Here is a 21,251-nt window from a genome sequence, read left to right as displayed (position 1 = left end):
CCCGCCCACCCGGCGTTTCCGTGCCCGATGCCGCGGCGGTGGGGCCCGCTCCCCCGCCCGAGGGATGACGAGTCCTGAAACGGACGCGCCGGAGGCTGACGCCTGATGCCGGAACGCCCCGTTTCGCCTGTTCAGAGGGCGCGTCCGCCCTCGCCCCCGTGCGGGCCCCGCACCGGCCCGTTCCGGTGCGTCCGTGACCACCGCTGTGACCCCGTGGCCGTCGGAACACTCCTTGCCTTGTGGGCGGGTGGATTCCGGTCCTTCGTACGATCGGGAGACCCAGGGGCCTGGGTGTGGCCAGGAGCGCTCATGCCGTGGTTGTGGCTTTGACTGGTTGGCCGCCCAGTGCCCCGCGACGACACGGCCACTCATGGGGATGAGCGAACACAGATCGCTTCGTAAGGACACGTTGGCGTGGTCGCCTGCAGGGACCAGTCAACCGGACGACGAGGGAAGCTCGGGTGCCCGAGCTCTGGGCGGGAACGGATGCCGGCAAGGCCGCGCACCACTGCCCGGTGATCGACACGGGCGGGGCGAAGGTGCTCTCGCGCCGGGTGCCGAACAACGAGCCGGAGCTCCTGGAGCTGATGGGCGGCGTCCTGGCACTGGCCGAGGACGGCCCGGTGACCCGGGCCGTCGACCTGAACGCCGGCGGGGGCGCACTTCTGATCGCTCTGCTCACCGGCCATGGTCAGCGGCTGCTCTACATTCCCGGCCGCACCGTCCACCACGCCTCCCGTGGCTACCGCGGAGACGGCAAGACCGACGCGAAGGACGCCTACGTCATCGCCGACCAGGCCCGGATACGTCGGGACCTGCAGCCCTTGCAGGAGTGGGACGAGATCGCGGTGGACCTGAAGATCCTCACCGGCCGCCGCTGCGACCTCGTCGCAGAACGAACCCGCGCCATCAACCGGATGCGGGCACAGCTGCCGGAGTACTTCCCTGCCCTGGAACGGACCTTCGACTACGCCGCCTCCAAGTCCGCACTCATCCTGCTGACCGGCTACCGGACTCCGGCTGGTCTGCGCCGGGTCGGCCCAAGCCGCCTCGCGACCTGGCTGAAGAACCGTAAAGTTCGTGGTGCCCAGGCCATCGCCGATGGACAGCCCAGCCGCCTCAACCGGAACCGGCCGCGGCATGACGACCACGTGCTTGTCAGCGGACGCGGAACGCACACCCGTCGGAGTCGTTCCTGAGAGCCTGCCGTAGGTTCCCGGCCATGGAGACGAACACACTGCCCGAGGCGATTGAACTGATCCGTCGACGTGGCTAGGCGTCGGGGGCGCCTCCTTCCCGCTGCTGCTCGGCGGCGAGGGTGAGCAGCAGGCGGCGGATGCCGTCGGGTTCCTCGGGGGGCCAGACGGTTGATCGTCACGAGGAGGATCACGACGTAGCTCCCCCGGCGCAGCGTCCCGGGCAGCTCCCGCAGGGACAGCGACGGCGGTCCTGGGGTCACTCGACGGCGTCCGGCTCACGGAACTCGCACACGGCCGTGGCGGTTTCGACCCCGTCGGGGTGAAGCAGGTGACGCATACGGGAGGTGTCGACGTAGGCGGCGTCCAAGGGGTGCGCGAGGAGACGCGAGAGCGCAGTGCCGTGCTTGACCATCGAGCTCTTGCCCGGCATGAAGATCGACAGCTCGTCCCGGGGTTCGAACGTCTCCACCTCGATGTCGGCAGGTAGAGACGTCAACGTCCTTTCGTCCGCCACAACGGGGACTTTGACCAGCCATTGCGGCTCCTCGCCCGCGAGGATTCGGCTCTTCTGCTCCGGGGTCTCGGCGGCCAGGGTTCGCCAAGACGTCCCGGCCACCACGGCTCCGTACGACTCCACGGTTTTCACCACATCCTGAACAGCGGCGGTGACCGCGGCGTCGGCCGCATGCCAGTCGTACCGGTTGCGCCCGGAGGGCGGGCGCGGTACCGCCTTCGACGCCACGGTCATCTTGTCCACGCGGCGCAGGACCGCCTCGGGGGGTGAGGTGAGCAACTCGCGTGCGTCTCTCATGGCCTCGTCCTGGGTTCGGCGCTGTTGTCGGACCTCCGCCACGTGCTGCCGCAAGAGGACCAGCGCCTCGTCAGGTTGGTCGAGAGCCCGTCGGACGAGCGTCACGCTCATACCGGCGCCGCGCAGGACAGTGATCAGCATGGCCCGTTCGACCTGCCCGAACGTGTAGGAGCGGTAGCCGGTCCGCTGATCGACATCGGCCGGAACGAGCAGGCCTTCGGCGTGGTAGTACCGAAGTGTCTGCGGCGGCAGGTCACACATCTCGCTGAAATCGCTGATCGACAACATGCTGCCATCCTCGGCCTTGCAGCAACTGCAAGGTCCAGCACCGAGCCCGTGCCATGGGGAACGTGCACGGGCCTGTCGGCCCGCCACGTCGAAGTCCCACGGGCGAACGGGCCCTCTCCCGTGGCCCCCGTTCCGAGACCTGCTGTTCTGTGCGGCGCCCGCTGCGGTACCCCGCCCGCGGCTGGCGCCGTCCCCGGCGAGACGCCCGCCCAGCCGCGTGGGCGGGCATCTCGTGTCGGAGAGTCCGGCAGGACAAAGCCCCTGCCCGGCTGCCCGGTCGTGCTGCTGCCGCGATGTGCGGCGACCACTGTCGTCGGCTCGACGGCATGTTCCGCGCGGCTCAGGCTCCTGCCTGCGGCAGCGCGGGTACGGCTCGGCTTCCCGCCCGGTACGTAGCCGTCCGGGCGCCACCTCGCGACAGGTGAGGCATCAGCCGCTGGTCACTTGGCGAGGAAGGCGAGGAGGGCGTCGGTGACTTCCTGGGCATGGGTCCACAGCAGGCCGTGGGGGGCGCCGTCGATGACGACGTAGTCGGCCTGCGGGAGCGCCTGGTGGAAGCGTTCTCCGGTTGCTTCGATGGGCAGGATGCGGTCGGCGGTGCCGTGCAGGATCAGCGCCGGGACGTCGATCTTGGACACGTCAGCACGGAAGTCGGTCGACCAGGTGGCCACGCAGGCCAGCGAGGCGTACGAGGAGGCCCCGGCGGCGACGTTCCAGCTGTTACGGACGGCCTCCTCGCTGATGCGGGTGCCCAGGTTCTCGTCGAGGTTGTAGAAGTTCTCGTAGAACTCGGTGAAGTAGGCGTAGCGGTCGGCGGTGACGGCACCTTCGATGTCCTTGAAGATGGTGCCGTCGACGCCGCCGGGGTTGTCATCGGTCTTGAGGAGGAAGGGTTCGAGGGAGGCGAGGAAGGCGGCCTTGGCGATCCGGTCGGAGCCGTAGGTGCCCAAGTAACGGCCGACTTCACCGGTGCCCATGGAGAAGCCCACCAGGACGGCGTCGTTGAGGTCGAGGGTCTCCAGTACCACGTTCAGGTCGGCGGCGAAGGTGTCGTAGTCGTAGCCGGTGGTGGGCTGGCTGGAGCGGCCGAAACCGCGCCGGTCGTACGTGATCACTCGGTAGCCGGCCGACAGGAGTGCGGCGGACTGCTTCTCCCAGGAGTGGCCGTCGAGCGGGTAGCCGTGAATCAGCACGACCGGCTGCCCCGTGCCGTGGTCCTCGTAGTACAGCTCGATGCTGGTGGAGTTTTCCTGGTCGACGGTGATGAACGCCATGGTGGTTTCTGCCTTCCGGTGTGAATGCGTCTGGTGGTGCGGTGCACGATCGGGCACGGCTGTGCGGGTGCGGTGAGGTGTGTCGGGTGACAGGCCGGGACCGTCGGTCATCGGACCGTGCGGGCCGCCTGCTCGACGATGCGGGTGACTGCGTCGGGGCGGGACACGGATACCGCGTGCGACGCGTCGATGGTCGTCGTGCGGGCCTTGGCGCGGGCCGACATGAAGCGCTGGGCGGCCACGGGGATGTTGCGGTCCTCCGTAGTGACCAGCGACCAGGAGGGGATCCTCTTCCATGCGGCCTCGGTGGACTTCTCCTCCAGGGCGGCGGCGGCGACCGGGCGCTGGCCGGCAGCCATGAGCCTTGCCTTGCCCGCCGGCACGTCCGCGGCGAACTGGTTGCGGAACTTCTCCGGCTTGATGTACACGTCCGCGCCTTGACCGCCTTCGGGCAGGGCGTAGTTGACGGACTCGACGGCCTCGCCGAGGGTGCTGCCGGGGAACTTGTTCGTCAGTCCGATCGAGCTCTCGCCCGTGTCCGGCAGGAACGCCGCGATGTAGACCAGGGCCTTCACCTTGTCCTCGAGGCCCGCGGCGGCCTGGCTGATGACGGTGCCGCCGTAGGAGTGGCCGACCAGGACCACGGGCCCGTCGACGTGATCGAGGACGCTGCGCAGGTAGGCGGCATCGGTCGCCGGACCGCGCAGGGGGTTGGCGGCGGACACCACCGGATAGCCGGCGCGCTGAAGCCGGGCGACGACACCGTCCCAGCTCGCGGCGTCGGCGAACGCTCCGTGTTCCAGGACGATCGTCGGGCGTACGGGCGGGTGGGGAGCCGCTCCTGCTGAGGTGGGCAGGGTGACGGCAGCGACGGAAAGTCCTACGGCCGCGGTGACACCGAGGAGCGCGGATCTGCGGCTCGGACGGACGAGGCGGGTGTTGCGCATGCGTGAAATCCCTCTTGGCTGGTTGATGGCCCTGGACGGACCGTGCAGGCGATGGGGGCGGGTGAGTTCCAGGAACGGGGCACCGCGCCACTTCGCCGGTGGCTGAGTTGACGTGCGTCCGTCGGCGCCGTGCGCGGAACGGAACTGGTGCGGGCCAGATGCGGCAGCGGCCCGAAGAGGCCGCCGGGCCGCCGCCCGACGTGGTTCTGAAGCAACGCCTCCACCCGGCTGTCGGGGGCGGAGCGTCCTTCGTCCTGTCCTACGGTGAGGAGACCGGACCGGTTCACCCGATAACCGGCCACTCACGTTCACCCGATGACGGGCTGTTCCCGGACTGCCCGTACACGGACGTTGGATGACGTCCGGGGCCGCGCCGCGAGCACCCTGCAGCCCGGACTCACGTCATGGTCTGCGGCGGGGGTTCGCCGTAGCGCTCCGCACCGTCTCCGAGGGGCACAGGGCGCCTCCGACCGGGCCGAGACGGGCTCAGGAGGTGGATTCGAGGACGTCGTAGACATGCTTGATGTAGCTGTGGGTGCGCTCGGAGCCGAGAATTCCGTCGCCCACCCGGTTCATCGTGTACGAGAACGTCACGCGCCGGTCGAGGTCCATCATGACGATCGAACCGCCCCGACCGACCCAGAAGCAGATCTTCCCGGTGGGCATGTGCGGCATCGTCCTCGGGTCGGCGAGCGCGTAGCCCATGCCCCAGCGGACAGGTACGCCCAGGAACAGATCGATGCCGTCGGCCTGTACGTCGAACACCTTCTCCACCGTTTCCGCGGAAAGAAGCCGGGAACCGTTCACCAGGCCGCCCCGCGAGATGGCCGAGAGAGCACGGGCCATGCCTCGGGCGTTGCCGTGTCCGTTGACGGCTCCAAGTTCGGCGGAGCGCCACTGCGGGGTGTCCACGTGCTCGTCACGGGCGGGGCTCCCGAGCAACGTCCTGGTGAAGATCCCCTCGGGGTCGAGGCCGGTGGGTATACCGGAGAGCTGCGAGGGGGGCACCAGTCCAGCGATCCGCGGCCAGTCGCTTCGGCGCGCACCGATCTGGACATCGGCGGCTGCCGGTTCGGCGATCTCGGTGTCGACGAACTCCTTCAGAGTACGACCGCTGACGCGCCGGACGAGCTCCCCCACCAGTTGCCCTTGGGTCTGCACGTGGTAGCCCGAAGCGGAGCCCGGCTCCCACCAGGGCGCCTGCGCGGCCAGCCGGGCACTCGCGGTAGACCAGTCGTAGAGACCCTCCATGGAGAAGGGCTGCTCCCAACCGGAGAGTCCCGACGTGTGGGCCAGGACGTGCCGCACCTCGATGTGCCCCTTTCCCCGGGCGGCGAACTCTGGCCAGTAGTGCGCGACCGGCCGGTGCAGATCCAGTGCGCCCCGGTCGACGAGGACGAGGGCCGCGAGGTTGGTGAGGGTCTTCGTGGTCGACCACATGCTCACCAGCGTGTCCCGGTCCCACGGCACGGTACGCGCCTGGTCCGCGTGACCGCCCCACAGATCGACTTCCATGACCCCGTCCACATCGACGGCGATCGACGCTCCCAACTCCTCGCCGGTTTCGAGGTGCGCTGCCAGCGCCGCTCGTACCGGTTCGAACCGGGCAGTGCTGGTTCCCTCGACGACCATGTTCTTCTCCCCTCCAGACGACAACCGTTCGATCACTCAACGGGCCGGACGTCACAGCGGTTCACGCATCCCCGCACGTCATGACATTTGTTCACATGCCGCTCCCCCACAGCCCGGAAACGGATCCCGTGCGCACGTCCTCTCGCTCCGCCGTACCGGACGGGTGCTGGACGTGCCGGGCGCGAGCCGTCGGACCCGGACGATGCGGACGCCCGGTCTGCGGGGTGGAGAGCGGCCGCGCCGGACCGGGGCACCCGGTACGTCCAGACGATGGCGACGGCACGGGACCGGGAACGGTGTTCCTGCCCACGCCGCGACCCTCCACTTCACCCCCCTGCCCCGGGGCCGGGTGCGCCCTTGTCCGGGCGGCCCGTCGCGCAGCTGACGAAGGCTGCCGCCGGACAAGGCCCTGCTAATGTCCTGTCCGATATGCGGGAAGTGGACAACGGTGTCCTCGTCACTCCTGGACCAGGGCCGCCGCGACACGATTCCTGTCGGCGCCCGGTGGGTCGAGACCCCTTTCGATCGCTGCGCGAACAGGTCATCCGTGTGCCGGGCCCTGGCCAGGTGTGCACCAGGAGTGACGCCGTGAAGTGAGATTCGGCTGGGTACGGTGAGAGCTGTGGGGCAAGGCCTTGACTTCGGAGTGCTGGGCCCGCTGGAGGTGCGACGGGCGGGGACCGTACTGGACCCGGGTCGACGGAGGCAGCGGCTGCTGCTGATTCGCCTGCTGCTCGCCGACGGCCGGGCGGTCTCGCCGCAGACGCTGTACGAGGAACTGTGGCCGCAGCAGCCGGGGCGGGCACCGGGCGCAGCGCTGGGTTCCCTGCACGCCCACATCAGCAAGGTACGCGCGGTCCTGGAACCTCAGCGTCTTCGCCGACAGGGCGCCTTCGAGACGCTGGTCACCGAACCCCTGGGCTATGCCCTGCGTGTGGCGCCCGAGAACCGTGACACTGCGCGCTTCGAGCGCTCCGCCGCCCAAGCACACCGGTTCCTGGACCAAGGCAGACCTGATCGCGTCGTGGACGAGTCCGACAGGGCCCTGGCCATGTGGCGCGGCGCGGCGTTCGCCGACGCCGCGCACCACCTGTTCGCCGCCCAGGAGACAGCACGGCTGGAAGAGCTTCGGCAGACCACTCGCGAAATCCGTGCCACCGGCCTCCTTCTGCTGGGCCGGATCACCGAAGCCCTCCACGCGGCGCAGGAGATGGTCGCACAGCACCCCCTACGGGAAACCGGCTGGGCCCTGCTGCTGCGAGCCCTGTACCTGGCCGGAAGACACCCCGAAGCGCTGCAGTGCTACAACGACGTGCGCCGACACCTGGCCGACGAGCTCGGCCTCGAACCGGGTCCGGCACTGCGCGCCCTGCACCAGGGCATCCTCCACCACGACCTGCCGCCCCTGCTCCCGGACGACCGGACGACCGGCACGGCGCCCCAGGACGGTCGCCACCTGAGCGGGACCATCACGACCGGGGCGCCGGACGCAGGCGAGGCAACCTCGCCGACCGTGCCGGGCGCCGACCGGCCCGACGACGTGGAGGGCGGATCCGGCGCACGTGGGGCAGCGGACGCGGACGGCGGGAGAACAGCGTCCCTCCCTCTGCCCTCGGCACGTCCGTCCCAACTACCGCGTAGCCTGCCGGTGTTCGCGGGACGGGCGGCCGAAGGTGCGTGGCTGTCCGCCGTCAGCGGTGCACCGGGCCGCCCCGGGCCCGCCGCTTCCCCCGCCGTGGTCATCAGCGGTACGCCCGGCGTCGGCAAAACAACTTTCGCCGTGCACCACGCACACCGCGTCGCCTCCTCTTTCCCCGACGGGCAGCTCTTCGTCAACCTGCGCGGTTTCCACCCGCACGCGCCCGCCGTCGAACCCGGTGCCGCCCTGCACGGCTTCCTCACCGCCTTGGGCGTCCCCGCCCCGCGCATCCCCGAAGACACCGCCGACCGCAGCACACTCTTCCGCAGCCTCCTCGCCGACAGGCAGATCCTCCTCGTCCTCGACAACGCCCGCGACGAGCAGCAGGTACGCCCTCTGCTTCCCGCAGGAGCGGGCTGCCTCACCCTGATCACCAGCCGCAACCAACTTCCCGGTCTCATCACCACCGACGGCGCCAAGCCCCTCCGGCTCGCGCTGCCCTCACCTACCGAGGCGCACGAGGCACTCGAACGACGTCTGGGAACCGAACGGCTCGCCGCCGAGCCCACCGCCGCAGCCGACATCATCCGTCTGTGCGGACGGCTTCCCCTGGCCATGGCCGTGGTCGCGGCCCGGGCCGAACTCGACCCCTCGCTCCCCCTCCACGCGGTGGTAGACGACCTCCACCACGCCCACGGTGGACTCGAAGCTTTCACCGGCTTCGACACCACCACCGACGTGCGGGCCGTCTTCTCCTGGTCCTACCAGTCACTGGATGAGCACGCCGCCCGGCTCTTCCGCCTGCTGGCCCTGCATCCCGGCCCCCACATCACCGTCCCCGCCGCCGCCAGCCTCGCCGGCCTTCCCCCGGCCCGGACCCGCCGTGCACTCGCCGAACTGCTCAGCTCGTGCCTCGTGGAACAACCGCTGCCCGGTCGCTACAGCCTGCACGACCTCCTACGCGGCTACGCCACCGAGCTCGCCCACACCCACGACACCAGCGAGGGGCGTCATCACGCCGCCCTCCGGGTCCTGGACCACTACATGTTCACCGCCTGCGAGGCCAACCGGTTCCTCAAGCAGGACATATCGCATGATCTCGAACTCGATACCCCCCACCCGGGTGTCAGGCCGGAAGAACTCACCACCCTCACGCAGGCGGCCCGATGGCTCACCGCCGAGCAGGCCGTACTGACCGGCCTGCTCCACACCGCGGTCGGTCAGAAGCTCGACGATCACACCACCGGGCTCGCCTGGTCGCTCAAGGAGCACCTCAACCGCCAGGAGTTCTGGCCCGAAGCCATCAGCGCCCTGACCCCCGCCCTCGAAGTGGCCCGACGTCGCAACGACCTCCTCGAAGAGGCCCGCTGCCTGCGGCACCTGGGTGGCATCCACGGCTACCTCGGCCATCAGGAGCAAGCCCTGCACCAACTGCACCAGGCGAAAACGATCTTCGAGAAGCTCGGCGACATCGGTGAACAGGCACGAGCCCACTACGTCACGGCGTGTGCGCTGTTTCTGTTCGGGCGGACGGCGGAAGCTGTGGCGGCCTCCGAGCGGGGACTGGAACTCTCCCGAGAGGCAGGGGAAGAGTTGTGGCTGGCCGAGTGCCTCCTCGAGCTCGCCTGGTTCCACTCCAACCTGGGAAACCTCGACAAGAGCCTTCTGTACAGCGAGGAGGGCATCGCCTTGTTCCACCGTCTCGACGCCCCCTGGCAGCTCGCCCAGGGGTGGGACATCCTGGGACACAACCTTCGCCTGCTCGGCCGTTACGAGGACTCGGTGACGACGTACCAGCGGGCCTCAAGGGCGTTCGGGGAACTCGGAGACCACAGGAATGCCATCGGCACGCTGATGCGGCTCGGCGACACCCGGTTTTCCATGGGCGACCGGGAAGGCGCACGGACGGACTGGGCCGACGCCCTCGAAGACGCGGAGGCACGGAAGATGACACACAGCGCTCAGCAGGTCCGTGACCGGCTCACCGCCCTCGACATGGATGAGGACCCCACGCCCACCGTGCCGGAGCGAGCGGTCGGGAAGCACAAGCTCCCCGTTCCGAGGAGCAAGGGCCCTGCGCTCTGAGCCCTGGCATTGATCGCGGAGACTCCTCATTCGTCGCGTCACCGGCGCACTCGCCGGGGCGGCGGGTTCGGGCCCTCCCGGGGGGCGGAGCGTCCGGCGCGGAGCTGCGCGCCAGGGTCACCGAACGTGTGCCCCTCTGCTGTGACCAACCGGGACAAGGAACCGGTTCACCTGCGCGTGGGGACTCCCTTGACCATCCGGGCCTGTGAGGGGCCCGCCGGTCAGCGGGGGAGTTCCGCCCGGACGGGACGGTCCGTTCGCAGGGACTGTGCATGGATCTCGTCGGCGCCTCGAAGGACAACGGCACGGCCGTCCGGATGGCGTCCTGCACTGGAGCGGCCGCTCAGCGGTTCCATCCGAACGCGACCGACGGCCTGGTGTCCCGCTTCGCCGCCCCGTGCGTGAATGTCCACGACAGCCGGTCCGGCGACGGAACCCGAGCCGTCCTGTGGCCATGCACCGGCGCCGCGACCCGGACCTGGACCCGCTCATGACCCGGACCACGAAGCGACCTCCGCCCGACACCAGGTGCGCAGGGCGAGGGCCGCCTCGCAGGAACCACCCGCGGGCCGCGTGCGGATGCCACGCCGTGCAGGCCCGGCTCACGGAACGGTACGCCGGGCGGTCAGCCGCAGGACCGGTCAGGCTCGGTTCTCCGCCTGGAACATCCAGCTCTGCTTCTCCAGATCGGCCGTGAGTCCGATGAGGAGGTCCTCGGTGACGACGTCCACCGGGCCGATCTCGACGAGGCGCTTGCGCAGCCTCCCGGTCACTGCCGAGAGCGCGTGTGCCAGGGCCTCCACCGCGTCGCTGTCCTTGGTCCAGCCCGGCGGGAAAGCGGGCACCCCGCTGGTTCCCGCTACGGTCGCGGCCCGTCCGTCCGGGCTGCTGCCCAAGGCGGCCGCACGCTCGGCCACCGTGTCGGCGTGGTTCCTGGCGATGGTGGCGGCCTCGTCGAGCTGGACGTGAACCGAGCGGAAGCGCGGGCCGTACAGGTTCCAGTGGGCCTGCTTGGCCACCAGGGACAGGTCGAGAAGGTCGGCCAAGGTCGCCTGCAGCACCGCACCGGCGGTCTCGCGGTCGCGCTTCGGCAGAGAGTTGTTGATGACCGGCATGAAGGTGCGGTCCTTTCGTGAGTGGCACCGGCGCCCCGGGCGCGGACGTCGGTGGGGCGTGAGGAGCCCGAGGCTAGGAACGGCGGGAGCCCTCCGTGGGTTCAGCTCGTCCGACACGTGATTCCGGATCGAGCACGCGGGGTTCTGCCGGCGGGAGTGCCGGGCCCGGCTCGGGCCCGAACGTATCCGCATCGACACCGTCGACACCGGCGCCCTCGCGGGAGACCTGGACGAGGTCGCCGTGAGGGCGGGAGAAGACGCGGGCAAACCGCCCGTCTTCTCTCCTCGATAACACACGCGGTACGCGGCGACAGTCACCTCGCGAGGCGTACGCCTCCCACGAGAACCGCGCTTACCTGCGCCGCCGTGGCATCCGCCGCACCCTCCCGGACAAAGCCGACCAGGCGCACAACCGCAAGAAACGTGGCTCCCGCGGTGGCCGGCCACCCGAGTTCAAAGCCGAGGACCACCAGGCTCGGCATGCCGTCGAGTGCGGCATCGACCCTCCCAAAAGGAACCGGGCCGTGGCCACGAGATACGGCAAGCTCGCGAACCCCTACGAGACCGCTTTCCTTATCGCGGTCATCAACGAGCGGCTGTGACCGGCCCATTCAGGAATGGCGGACGAACAGTCCGTGGCGCCTTGGCGGTTCAGGGGGTGGTGGGACTGCCGTGCTGCCGGTGTTCCATAATCCGCGCCAGCCCTCCAGCAGGCGTCGGGCTTGACCAAAGCGCCAGGTCACCATCCATTCTGGAGAGAAGCGAGGTTAAATCCCGAGCTAAGGGCTGTCCGGCAATCCCCGGTGGATCAGCGCGCGGCGCCGGATGCGGTGCATCGCAAGGCGGAGGGACGTCCGCATACTGGATGTATTCGGGCGTTCCGACAACGCGGCGAGGTGCCGTAGCTGTCGTCGTGCGCCCGCCGGGGATGGTGGGACAGCCCTTGGGCGCGTACTTCAGGCCCGTCGTGCTTCCCAGCCTGGACTACAGGCCTTCTTGACGACCGTACGTCCGGGGCCGCGCCGTGGTCACACTCCCAGGATGCCTTGCTTCTCCAGCGCTTTGCGCAGCGCCCGTACGGCGTAGAAGGCACGGCTCTTGACGGTGCCGGCCGGTATGCCGAGGTGCTCGGCCGCTTGGGCAACGCTGCATTCCAGGTAATACATGAGACCGATGACGGATCTCTGCTGCTCGTTCAGATCCGCCAGGGCCTTCGACACCGCGTGGGCGTCGATCGCGGATGCCGTGCTGTCTCTTGAGGCGTCCAACTCCTCGACGGCCATGTGCTCCGCCGGTCTCACCTGGCGTGCCCGGTGGTGGTCGATGACGAGATTCCTCGCCACGGTGAACAACCACGGTCGAAGGCTCTCGTGGCGGGTGCCAAGGAACCGGGCGTGTTTCCAGGCGCGGGCCGCGGTCTCCTGGAAGATGTCCTCCCCCTTGTGCCAGTCACCATCCAGCAGGCGCGCGGCGTACCGGACGAGCAGCGGACCGTACTGGTCGTAGATGTCTCTGACGAAGGCCTCGCAGTCGACATCGGATGCGGGGTTCCGGTCATGCGACCCAGCCGGAGCGGAGGCGGTGGTCCGCGTTTCCATGATCTCGTTCATGCGTGGCGCTCGATCCTGTCCGAGTGTTCCGTGGCGCGTTCGGCCGCGTACGCGGCCGAACGGCTCACACACTCGCCGGAAGCCCTTGGCGAGACCTTGTCGCTTTCTTGCCGTTCCGTAAGGGCCGGAGCGCTGCTCCGGTCCCGGAAAGAGTGGGATGACCACTCGGGATACGCCTTACGCCGTGTCGGCACTGCGGGAATCCCGTGGCCGCCGACAGCGGCCGAGGAACCACGTTGCTCGGCAGGACGGTCCCGCCGATCAGGGTGCTGGAGCCGCCCGGATGCAGCCGCCCTCCCACCGCAGGAGCACGACACCCAGCGTTCGCTGGGGCCGATCCTGCCTGTCTGGATCGGGCGCGTGAACGGCTGAGGAAGATCGCGACCGCGTCCGAAGTGAGGAGCTCAAGTAGTGAACGGGAGCACCCTTTTCCACGTTGCGCTGATCGGACGTGCATGCGTCCCTGCGATGCCGCCGTGCGCTGCGGCCCTCGGCGGCACCACACCACCATGGAAGGAACAACTCACCAGTGAAGCGCTTCATCACACGTCTCGCGGTAGTCGCGGCGGCCGGGGCCATGGCCGCCGTGCTGCCTGCCTCGTCGGCGTCCGCCATCAACCGCACTGATTGCAATGGACTGGGTCTCCTGTCGCTTCACAACGCAGGCGGCTCCCTCTGCTTCGCCAACGCGGGCGTGCAGAGCGTGGCCATCTACGGCGTGGACCGGATCTGGACCGGAGACAACAAGGTCACCTTGGAGTACGTGCCGAGGCTGGGTGCGCCGGCGACCAGCGCGACCGTGGACAAGTGGCATTTCGGCAACGTCCCCGGCGAGCCCATCCACAAGATCACGAAGATCAGGATCTGGTAGGCCCGCCGGTTGCGAACGCCATGACAGCGGGCCCTCGCCAGTGAGGACGTCGCTGCGCCGGGTCCATTGAGGCTCTTCGGCGTCGCCTCTCCAGGGCGGGCGCCGTGGCGGCGATGTCCGTCGCGCGGCTCGGGCTGCGGCAGTTCCGGTCGGGAAACCGCCGGGGCTTCCGGCGGGCGACGCGTCGTTTCGACAGGAGTGCGGGCTTGGGCGAGTGCTCGGTTCAGCGTCCTTTCGGTCGGTGGCAGTTCACCGTTGAGCGGGCGGAGGCGGCCCGGGAGTCGGCACCGGTGCAGGTGCGGTCGCCAACGATCGGGCCGCCCTGGCGATCACAGTTCCGGACGAGGCGGTGCATGCGCGCGGCGGTCAGTCGGTGAGCGCGGCCCGGCAAGGTCTGCGAGATCCGCGGAAGGCCGGTCTTCGGGACCGGTGACGATCCGCGCGCCCACGCCGTGGCGCCGGTGCTCGTGGGCGCGATCGGCGCGTCCGTCGCCCAGGCGGTCGCACCCGCCGAGGGCGTCGTCCGGCAGCACGTAGTCCGGGTCGTGCTCGCGCGATATCTGAGCAGGGCCGGCGTCCGATCGGCGAGGAGCCGCAGGACGGCGGTGGCATATCCGTGGGCGGTGCCCACGGATATGCCGAAGCCGGCGGCGCTCTGTGCGAGAGCGTCGTGCTGCGCAGGTGGGCGAGAGCACGAGGGCTCGCTTGTACGGAGGGATCCCGCCGCGGCGTTCACCCTCGCGGGTGCGATAAGCGACGCCTCCCCCTTAGGCGCTACTTCGCTGCGCCAAAACCGGACAGCCGCGGCCTGGCGGGCCGGTGGACGGATCCGGGTGATGTCGCCACAGGCGGTGCGTCTGAGGCGTAGGCCCTGCCAAGGGCGGGATGAGGGGCGCAATGGCGAGGTCGACTCGATTCCCCTCATCGACCGCGACGCCTTCGACCACCACAACGCCTTCCGCGCCCCGGCGCCGCTACGCACGACACTCTGCGGGAACGCCCCCTGAAGGCCGGGGGGACTCGAACCCACAGCCGACGGATGATGAGTCCGCTGCTCCGACCGGCCCGGCACCCGGGTACCCCGAAGGGCCCGCGGTCGACCGCGGGCCCTTGGGGTGTCCGTGCGACCGAACCGTCGCGGCCGGGGCTACTGGGCCCGGCGCAGGTTCGGCTTGAGGTCCTTGAAACGGGCCAGCAGGCCGTTCACGAAGGACGGGGAGTCATCGGTGGAGAACTCCTTGGCGAGCTGGACGGCCTCGTCGATCACCACGGCGTCCGGGGTCTCGTCCAGCCAGATCAGCTCGTACGCGCCGAGCCGCAGGATGTTCCGGTCGACGACCGGCATGCGGTCGATCTCCCAGTCCACGGCGTAGGTGACGATGAGGTCGTCGATCCGGTCCGCGTACTGCGCGTACCCCTCGACCAGCTCCATCGTGAATTCACCGACCGGCGGCTGACGGTCGTCGGTCCGCGAGAGCCGAACCCAGTCCGCGAGCACGGTCTGCACGGACTCACCGCGCTGGTCGGCCTCGAAGAGGATCTGGAAGGCGCGCTTGCGGGCCTTGTTCCGGGCAGCCACGGTTAGCTGTTCACCCGGCCGAGGTAGTCGCCCGTGCGGGTGTCGACCTTGATCTTCTCGCCGGTGCTGATGAAGAGCGGCACGCCGATCTCGTAGCCGGTCTCCAGAGTGGCGGGCTTGGTGCCGCCGGTGGAGCGGTCGCCCTGCACGCCGGGGTCGGTGTGCTGGATCGTCAGCTCGACGGCCGCGGGCAGCTCGACGTAGAGCACCTCGCCCTCGTGCTGCGCGACGGAGGCGGTGAAGCCCTCGATCAGGAAGTTGGCGGCGTCGCCGACGGCCTTGCGGTCGACCATGAGCTGGTCGTACGTGTCCATGTCCATGAAGACGAAGTACTCGCCGTCCATGTACGAGAACTGCATGTCGCGCCGGTCGATGGTGGCCGTCTCGACCTTCACGCCGGCGTTGAACGTCTTGTCGACGACCTTCCCGGAGAGCACGTTCTTGAGCTTGGTGCGCACGAAGGCAGGGCCCTTGCCGGGCTTGACGTGCTGGAACTCGACGACGGACCAGAGCTGGCCTCCGTCGAGCTTGAGCACCATGCCGTTCTTGAGGTCGTTCGTGGAAGCCACGGTTGCGGAATCTCCTGGACTGAAGCTGGTGGAACGACCGAGGATCCGCGCTAGAGCGCGAGCAGCTCCTTGGTCGTCATGGTGAGTAGCTCGGGTCCGCCGTCCGCCTCGGGGCGCACGACGAGCGTGTCATCGATCCGGACACCGCCCCGGCCCGGGAGGTGGACCCCCGGTTCGACGGTGACCGGCACACAAGCGTCCAGTTTACCCATGGCCGCCGGTGCCAGTTGCGGGTCCTCCTCGATTTCGAGCCCCACCCCGTGCCCGGTCCTCGGCTGAAGGCCCTCCGCGTACCCCGCCGCCTCCAACGGCTGGCGGGCGGCGCGGTCCACCTCCCGGTAGGCGGCACCCGGCGCCAACGCCTCCCGGCCGGCCCGCTGAGCGGCGAAAACAAGGTCGTACAGCTCGATCTGCCACTCGGCGGGGGCGGTTCCGATGACGAAGGTGCGGCCGATCTCGCAGCGGTAGCCGCGGTAGCTCGCGCCGAGCCGGACGGAGAGGAAATCCCCCTCCTCCACCCTGCGGTCCGAGGGCCGGTGGCTCCCCCGGCCGGAGTTGGGGCCGGTGCCCACGGAGGTGGCGAAGGCGGGGCCGTCAGCGCCGTGGTCGACCAGGCGGCGCTCCAGTTCGAGGGCGAGGTGCCGCTCGGTGCGGCCGACCAGGATCGATTCGAGGAGTTCACCGAGGGCCTGGTCGGTGATCTCGGCGGCGATCCGGAGGCAGCCGATCTCCTCCTCGTCCTTGACGATCCGCTGCTGCTCCACGGTGAAGCCCAGATCGGCCAGTCTCAGACGCGGCGCGGCCTCCCCCATGGCGCGGTGCCGGGCCACGGTCAGATCGTGCTCCTCGACGGCGAGCGACTCCGCTCCCGAGGCGGCGGCGAGGCCGGCCGCGACGACCACCGGGTCGCCGTCCGGCGGGGGCAGCAGATCGACCCTGAGCGCCTCGTCGGGCCGCGCGTGGGCGGACTCCCCGGCCGGGGCGGGGGGGCAGAGCAGAACGTCCTCCCCGGGGCCGAGCAGCAGCACGGCGCCGGGGGGCGCTCCGCCCGCCAGGTAGCGGACGTTGGCGGGGCGGGAGACCAGGGCGGCCGCGGAGCCCGCGGCGGCGCACCGGTCCCGGAGCAGCCCGCGTCGGACGGCGTGCACCTCAGACATGGTCCGAGCGTACGAGCGGGAGCGGCGGGCCGCCCGGCGGGCGCATCCGACCGGGGCACCGCGGGCGGCGGAGCGTACGCCGAGGCCGGTGGGGCCGGGCGGCTACCAGGCGGGCGGGCTCGCGATGGAGCGGGCCAGCACGTCGTCCAGGACGCGGGCGGTGGTCTCGACGTCGTACGTGGAGTTGTCGATGATCGGGAGGCCGGAGCCGTACCAGCCGGCCATCCTGCCGTGGATGCGGGCGACCTCCTCGTCGGAGAGCCGGCGGTTGCCGCTGCGTTCCGCGTTGCGCTCCAGGACGACCTCCAGGCCGGGCAGCAGGACCACGGGCAGCAGGCCGGGGCCCACGTGGCGCTTCCAGCCGCCGAGGCCGACGACCGGGCGGTCGGGGAAGACGGCGTCGTCGAGGATGCAGGAGATGCCGTTGGCGAGGAAGTTGCGGGCGGCGAAGCCGCAGGTGCGGCGGGCCAGCCGGTACTGGGCCTCGGAGTGGTCGTTCCAGCCGGCCTGCGGGTCGGCGAAGCCGGAGCGGACCCACTCGCGCACGTCGTCGAGGGAGACATGGGCCGTGGGCACCCGGCGGCGGGCCGCCCAGAGCTTGGCGACGGTGGTCTTGCCCGCCCCGGCCGGGCCGATGAGCAGGACGGCGAGCGTCGCGCCGCCGGTGCCGGCCTCGGCGGGCGGCGCGGGCAGCGGAACGGGGCCGCCCGGGGGCAGCTGGACGTGTCCGGTGCGGCCGGCGGCCTCCCCGGCGGGGGGCGTGGGGCCGGTGCCGCTCCAGCCGGCGCCGGGGGGCCGGCCGTGCGCGGGGGGCGGCTGCTGGGCGTGGCCGGGAGGCGGGGCCTGGCCGTGCGGGGGCGGAGGCGGGGCCTGGCCGGGGGCCGGGTGCGGCGGGGGTATCGGGGGCGGGCCGGGGTGGCCGGGGTGCTGGGCCTGGTACGGCCGTCCGACGTGCCCGATGCCGGGTCCGTGGGGCGGTGGCAGCGGGGCCCCCACTGCGTGCTGCATCCGGTGCCACTCCGTCTCGTAACCGCGACTGACGCTGATGGGAGGGCTACCGTACCTTCCCGGGCCCTCCCGGGGTGAACGGCCCGGAAGGCCGCGACGTGCCCGTCGGCCGCGAAAAGGCCGACGGGCGCCGTCCCGGTGTCAGCCCGTCAGTTCGTCGGCCAGGGCCCGCAGGGCGAGCCGGTAGGAGCCGACGCCGAACCCGGCGACCGTGCCCGTGGCCACCGCGGCGACCACGGAGGTGTGCCGGAACTCCTCGCGGGTGTACGGGTTGGAGATGTGCACCTCGATCAGCGGGGCGGTGCGCTGGGCCGCCGCGTCCCGCATGCCGTACGAGTAGTGCGTGAAGGCGCCCGGGTTGAGGACGACCGGGGTCGCTCCGTCCGCGGCCTCGTGGAGCCAGCGGATCAGCTCGCCCTCGTCGTTGGTCTCCCGCACCTCGACGTCGAAGCCGAGCTCCTTGCCGAGGGCCGTGCAGCTCTCGACGAGTCCGGCGTAGGAGGTGGCCCCGTAGACGTCGGGCTCGCGCGAGCCGAGCCGGCCGAGGTTGGGGCCGTTCAGGACGAGGACCCTGCGGGTCACGCGGAGACCTCCCCGTACGCGGCGAGCAGGACGGCCGGGTCGGGGCCCTCCAGGACGGTGGGCTTGCCGATGCCGTCCAGGACGATGAAGCGCAGCAGGTCGCCGCGCGACTTCTTGTCGACCTTCATGTTCTCCAGCAGCTTGGGCCACTGGTCGCCGCGGTAGGCCAGCGGCAGGCCCACCGACTCCAGGACGGTGCGGTGCCGGTCGGCGGTGGCGTCGTCGAGGCGTCCGGCGAGCCGCCCCAGCTCGGCGGCGAAGACCATCCCGATGGAGACGGCCGCGCCGTGGCGCCACTTGTAGCGCTCGTTCTTCTCGATGGCGTGGCCCAGGGTGTGGCCGTAGTTGAGGATCTCGCGCAGGCCCGACTCCTTGAGGTCGCTGGAGACGACTTCGGCCTTGACCCGGATGGACCGCTCGATCAGTTCGGCGGTGTGCGGCCCCGCGGGCGTACGGGCCGCCTCGGGGTCGGCCTCGATCAGGTCGAGGATGACCGGGTCGGCGATGAAGCCCGCCTTGATGACCTCGGCCAGGCCGGAGACGTAGTCGTGGACCGGCAGCGACTCCAGAGCGGCGAGGTCGCACAGGACCCCGGCGGGCGGGTGGAAGGCGCCCACCAGGTTCTTGCCCTCGGCGGTGTTGATGCCGGTCTTGCCGCCGACGGCCGCGTCGACCATGCCGAGCACGGTGGTCGGGATCGCGATCCAGCGGACCCCGCGCAGCCAGGTGGCCGCGACGAACCCGGCGACGTCCGTGGTGGCGCCGCCGCCGATGCCGACGACGACGTCGGTGCGGGTGAAGCCGGTCTGGCCGAGCGCCTTCCAGCAGTAGGCGGCGACCTCGACGGTCTTGGCCTCCTCCGCGTTGGGGAGCTGGACGGCGATGGCCTCGTACCCCTGGTCGGCGAGGTCCTGGCGGACCGCCTCGCCGGTCTCCGCCAGCGCCTCGGGGTGCAGCACGGCGACCCGCCGGGCGCGGTCGCCGATCAGCTGGGGCAGCTCGCCCAGGAGCCGGTGGCCGACGAGGACCTCGTACGGGTCGGAGCCCGCCGAGCCTGCGACCTGGATGCGGGTGGGTTCCTGCTGCGTCATGCCGGTGCTCTCCACGCCGGGGGCGGCTGGGCCCTCCGGCAGTTCCAGTGCGTCGATGATCGCCTGGGCGACCTCTTCGGGGGTGTGCCCGTCGGTGGCGACGACGGTACGGGCGACCTCTTCGTACAGGTGGCGGCGGGCGTCCATCAGCTCGCGCCACTGCCGGCGCGGATTGACCGCGAGCAGCGGGCGGGCGGTGTTCAGGCCGACGCGCCGCACGGCCTCGTCCACGTCCATGGAGAGGTAGACGACCGGGCGGCCGGCCAGCAGCTCCCTGGTCGCCCCGTCCAGGACGGCCCCGCCGCCGAGGGAGAGGACGCCGGTGTGGTCGGCGACGGCCGCGGCGACGGCCCGGCGCTCCAGGGCGCGGAAGTGCTCCTCGCCCTCGTCGTAGAAGATCTCCGCGATCGGCTTGCCGGCCTCGGCGACGACGTCCGCGTCGGTGTCCCGGTGGGTGGTGCCGAGCCGGGCGGCGAGCAGTTCGCCCACCGTGGACTTGCCGACGCCCATCGGGCCGACGAGGACGACCAGGGGCCCGCTCATCGGATCTGGAGGTGGTCGAGGTACGACTGCACGTTGCGATGGGTTTCGGCCACGCTGTCGCCGCCGAACTTCTCCGCGACGGCGTCGGCCAGGACCAGGGCCACCATCGCCTCCGCGACGATGCCCGCCGCCGGGACGGCGCAGACGTCGGAGCGCTGGTGGTGGGCCTTGGTGGCCTCGCCGGTGGTGACGTCCACGGTGGCGAGCGCGCGCGGCACGGTGGCGATGGGCTTCATGGCGGCGCGCACGCGCAGCAGCTCACCGGTGGTCAGACCGCCCTCGGTGCCGCCGGAGCGGCCCGAGGCGCGCTTGATGCCCTCGTCGGTGGCGACGATCTCGTCGTGCGCCTTCGAGCCGGGAACCCGGGCCAGTTCGAAGCCGTCGCCGACCTCGACGCCCTTGATGGCCTGGATGCCCATGAGCGCGGCGGCGAGCCGGGCGTCCAGCCGCCGGTCCCAGTGCACGTGCGAGCCGAGCCCGACCGGCACGCCGTACGCCAGCACCTCGACGACGCCGCCGAGGGTGTCGCCGTCCTTGTGGGCCTGGTCGATCTCGGCCACCATCGCCTTGGACGCGTCCGCGTCCAGGCAGCGGACCGGGTCGGCGTCCAGCTTCTCCACGTCGCCGGGGACCGGGAGGACGCCGTACGGCGCCTTGGCGGCGGCCAGCTCGACGACATGGCTGACGATCTCGATGCCCGCGGTCTCCTTGAGGTAGGAGCGGGCGACGGCCCCGAGGGCGACGCGCGCGGCGGTTTCCCGGGCGCTGGCGCGCTCCAGGACCGGCCGGGCCTCGTCGAAGCCGTACTTCTGCATCCCCGCGAGGTCGGCGTGGCCGGGGCGGGGGCGGGTCAGCGGGGCGTTGCGGGCGAGCTGGGACAGCTCCTCGGGGTCGACCGGGTCGGCCGACATGACCTGCTTCCACTTGGGCCACTCGGTGTTGCCGACCATGACGGCGACCGGGGAGCCCATGGTGAGGCCGTGCCGTACGCCGCCGAGGAAGGTGACCTCGTCCTGCTCGAACTTCATCCGCGCACCGCGGCCGTAACCGAGCCGTCGCCGGGCCAGCGCCTCCGCCACCATCTCCGTGGTGACCGGGACACCGGCGGGAAGACCCTCCAGCGTCGCCACCAGTGCGGGGCCGTGCGACTCCCCCGCGGTCAGCCAGCGCAACCTGCTCAACGGTGCTCCTCTTGCTCGCGCCTGAAATCCAACGGCGCCACCGGGTGCGCGGCCCTGGCCCGCCGCCCCC

16 protein-coding genes and 1 pseudogene are annotated in these 21,251 nt (G+C 70.7%); 4 read left to right on the top strand and 13 right to left on the bottom strand.

Annotated elements, in window-relative coordinates; translation table 11 throughout:
* The first annotated feature begins 461 nt into the window (after positions 1-461).
* Complete coding sequence (locus ACH4K1_RS15015; protein ID WP_398089609.1) at positions 462-1,199, top strand: IS110 family transposase; 738 nt, start codon at positions 462-464, stop codon at positions 1,197-1,199.
* A gap of 256 nt (positions 1,200-1,455) precedes the next feature.
* On the opposite strand, the gene ACH4K1_RS15010 is transcribed toward ACH4K1_RS15015, so the two are convergent.
* The 4 genes from ACH4K1_RS15010 to ACH4K1_RS14995 form a co-directional block, all read right to left on the bottom strand.
* A complete protein-coding gene (locus ACH4K1_RS15010) occupies positions 1,456-2,298 on the bottom strand; it encodes a MerR family transcriptional regulator (RefSeq protein WP_398089607.1) in 843 nt (280 codons plus the stop codon).
* Between the two features lie 440 nt (positions 2,299-2,738).
* Positions 2,739-3,572 carry an alpha/beta fold hydrolase gene (locus ACH4K1_RS15005; protein WP_398089606.1) on the bottom strand — a complete coding sequence of 278 codons (834 nt, stop codon included), beginning with the start codon at positions 3,570-3,572 and terminating at the stop codon, positions 2,739-2,741.
* A gap of 107 nt (positions 3,573-3,679) precedes the next feature.
* Positions 3,680-4,519 (bottom strand): alpha/beta fold hydrolase, encoded by an 840-nt coding sequence (locus tag ACH4K1_RS15000; protein ID WP_398089604.1) that lies wholly within the window; start codon positions 4,517-4,519, stop codon positions 3,680-3,682.
* A gap of 486 nt (positions 4,520-5,005) precedes the next feature.
* Positions 5,006-6,151, bottom strand: a complete 1,146-nt coding sequence (locus tag ACH4K1_RS14995) for a serine hydrolase domain-containing protein (RefSeq protein ID WP_398089603.1) — start codon at positions 6,149-6,151, stop codon at positions 5,006-5,008.
* A 622-nt stretch (positions 6,152-6,773) separates the two neighbouring features.
* Here ACH4K1_RS14995 and ACH4K1_RS14990 point away from each other — a divergent pair.
* The gene (locus tag ACH4K1_RS14990; protein ID WP_398089602.1) at positions 6,774-9,875 is read left to right on the top strand and encodes an AfsR/SARP family transcriptional regulator; all 3,102 of its coding nucleotides are present in this window, start codon (positions 6,774-6,776) and stop codon (positions 9,873-9,875) included.
* A 245-nt stretch (positions 9,876-10,120) separates the two neighbouring features.
* Positions 10,121-10,369: pseudogene (locus ACH4K1_RS14985) on the top strand (ricin-type beta-trefoil lectin domain protein); the annotation flags it as partial.
* Between the two features lie 147 nt (positions 10,370-10,516).
* On the opposite strand, the gene ACH4K1_RS14980 reads toward ACH4K1_RS14985, so the two are convergent.
* The gene (locus ACH4K1_RS14980; RefSeq protein WP_398089600.1) at positions 10,517-10,990 is read right to left on the bottom strand and encodes a Dps family protein; all 474 of its coding nucleotides are present in this window, start codon (positions 10,988-10,990) and stop codon (positions 10,517-10,519) included.
* 1,028 nt (positions 10,991-12,018) lie between these two features.
* The gene (locus tag ACH4K1_RS14975) at positions 12,019-12,600 is read right to left on the bottom strand and encodes a sigma-70 family RNA polymerase sigma factor (RefSeq protein WP_398089598.1); all 582 of its coding nucleotides are present in this window, start codon (positions 12,598-12,600) and stop codon (positions 12,019-12,021) included.
* Positions 12,601-13,129: 529 nt separating this feature from the next.
* On the opposite strand from ACH4K1_RS14975, the gene ACH4K1_RS14970 reads away from it, so the two are divergent.
* Positions 13,130-13,471, top strand: coding sequence for a beta/gamma crystallin domain-containing protein (locus ACH4K1_RS14970; RefSeq protein ID WP_398089596.1), 342 nt, complete (start codon positions 13,130-13,132; stop codon positions 13,469-13,471).
* Positions 13,472-14,618: 1,147 nt separating this feature from the next.
* Here ACH4K1_RS14970 and nusB read toward each other — a convergent pair.
* The 7 genes from nusB to aroC form a co-directional block, all read right to left on the bottom strand.
* Positions 14,619-15,050 carry a transcription antitermination factor NusB gene (gene nusB, locus ACH4K1_RS14965; protein WP_228992600.1) on the bottom strand — a complete coding sequence of 144 codons (432 nt, stop codon included), beginning with the start codon at positions 15,048-15,050 and terminating at the stop codon, positions 14,619-14,621.
* A gap of 2 nt (positions 15,051-15,052) precedes the next feature.
* The gene (gene efp / locus ACH4K1_RS14960) at positions 15,053-15,619 is read right to left on the bottom strand and encodes an elongation factor P (protein WP_073769886.1); all 567 of its coding nucleotides are present in this window, start codon (positions 15,617-15,619) and stop codon (positions 15,053-15,055) included.
* A 50-nt stretch (positions 15,620-15,669) separates the two neighbouring features.
* Positions 15,670-16,776: a M24 family metallopeptidase gene (locus ACH4K1_RS14955; RefSeq protein ID WP_398089594.1), complete on the bottom strand. Its 1,107-nt coding sequence runs from the start codon at positions 16,774-16,776 to the stop codon at positions 15,670-15,672.
* Positions 16,777-16,878: 102 nt separating this feature from the next.
* Positions 16,879-17,784, bottom strand: a complete 906-nt coding sequence (locus ACH4K1_RS14950) for a Pro-rich N-terminal domain-containing protein (protein WP_398089592.1) — start codon at positions 17,782-17,784, stop codon at positions 16,879-16,881.
* Positions 17,785-17,925: 141 nt separating this feature from the next.
* Positions 17,926-18,366 carry a type II 3-dehydroquinate dehydratase gene (gene aroQ / locus ACH4K1_RS14945; RefSeq protein ID WP_398089590.1) on the bottom strand — a complete coding sequence of 147 codons (441 nt, stop codon included), beginning with the start codon at positions 18,364-18,366 and terminating at the stop codon, positions 17,926-17,928.
* Positions 18,363-20,000, bottom strand: a complete 1,638-nt coding sequence (gene aroB / locus ACH4K1_RS14940) for a 3-dehydroquinate synthase (protein WP_398089588.1) — start codon at positions 19,998-20,000, stop codon at positions 18,363-18,365. Before aroB ends, aroQ begins: the two co-directional genes overlap by 4 nt.
* A complete protein-coding gene (aroC, locus tag ACH4K1_RS14935) occupies positions 19,997-21,181 on the bottom strand; it encodes a chorismate synthase (RefSeq protein WP_398089587.1) in 1,185 nt (394 codons plus the stop codon). The genes aroB and aroC overlap by 4 nt, the downstream gene beginning before the upstream one ends.
* Positions 21,182-21,251 lie beyond the last annotated feature (70 nt).

It is taken from the genome of Streptomyces sp. NPDC017448, from assembly GCF_044330565.1.
Classification (GTDB): Bacteria; Actinomycetota; Actinomycetes; order Streptomycetales; family Streptomycetaceae; genus Streptomyces.
Note: the sequence above shows the minus strand (reverse complement) of the source record. Positions and strands in the feature narration are given on the sequence as shown.

Excerpts from the sequence above, each read along its gene's own strand:
- ACH4K1_RS15010 (WP_398089607.1), bottom strand. The coding sequence starts at position 2,298 with ATGTTGTCGATCAGCGATTTCAGCGAGATGTGTGACCTGCCGCCGCAG.
- ACH4K1_RS15005 (WP_398089606.1), bottom strand. The coding sequence starts at position 3,572 with ATGGCGTTCATCACCGTCGACCAGGAAAACTCCACCAGCATCGAGCTG.
- ACH4K1_RS15000 (WP_398089604.1), bottom strand. The coding sequence starts at position 4,519 with ATGCGCAACACCCGCCTCGTCCGTCCGAGCCGCAGATCCGCGCTCCTC.
- ACH4K1_RS14995 (WP_398089603.1), bottom strand. The coding sequence starts at position 6,151 with ATGGTCGTCGAGGGAACCAGCACTGCCCGGTTCGAACCGGTACGAGCG.
- ACH4K1_RS14980 (WP_398089600.1), bottom strand. The coding sequence starts at position 10,990 with ATGCCGGTCATCAACAACTCTCTGCCGAAGCGCGACCGCGAGACCGCC.
- ACH4K1_RS14975 (WP_398089598.1), bottom strand. The coding sequence starts at position 12,600 with ATGAACGAGATCATGGAAACGCGGACCACCGCCTCCGCTCCGGCTGGG.
- ACH4K1_RS14955 (WP_398089594.1), bottom strand. The coding sequence starts at position 16,776 with ATGTCTGAGGTGCACGCCGTCCGACGCGGGCTGCTCCGGGACCGGTGC.
- ACH4K1_RS14950 (WP_398089592.1), bottom strand. The coding sequence starts at position 17,784 with ATGCAGCACGCAGTGGGGGCCCCGCTGCCACCGCCCCACGGACCCGGC.
- aroB (WP_398089588.1), bottom strand. The coding sequence starts at position 20,000 with ATGAGCGGGCCCCTGGTCGTCCTCGTCGGCCCGATGGGCGTCGGCAAG.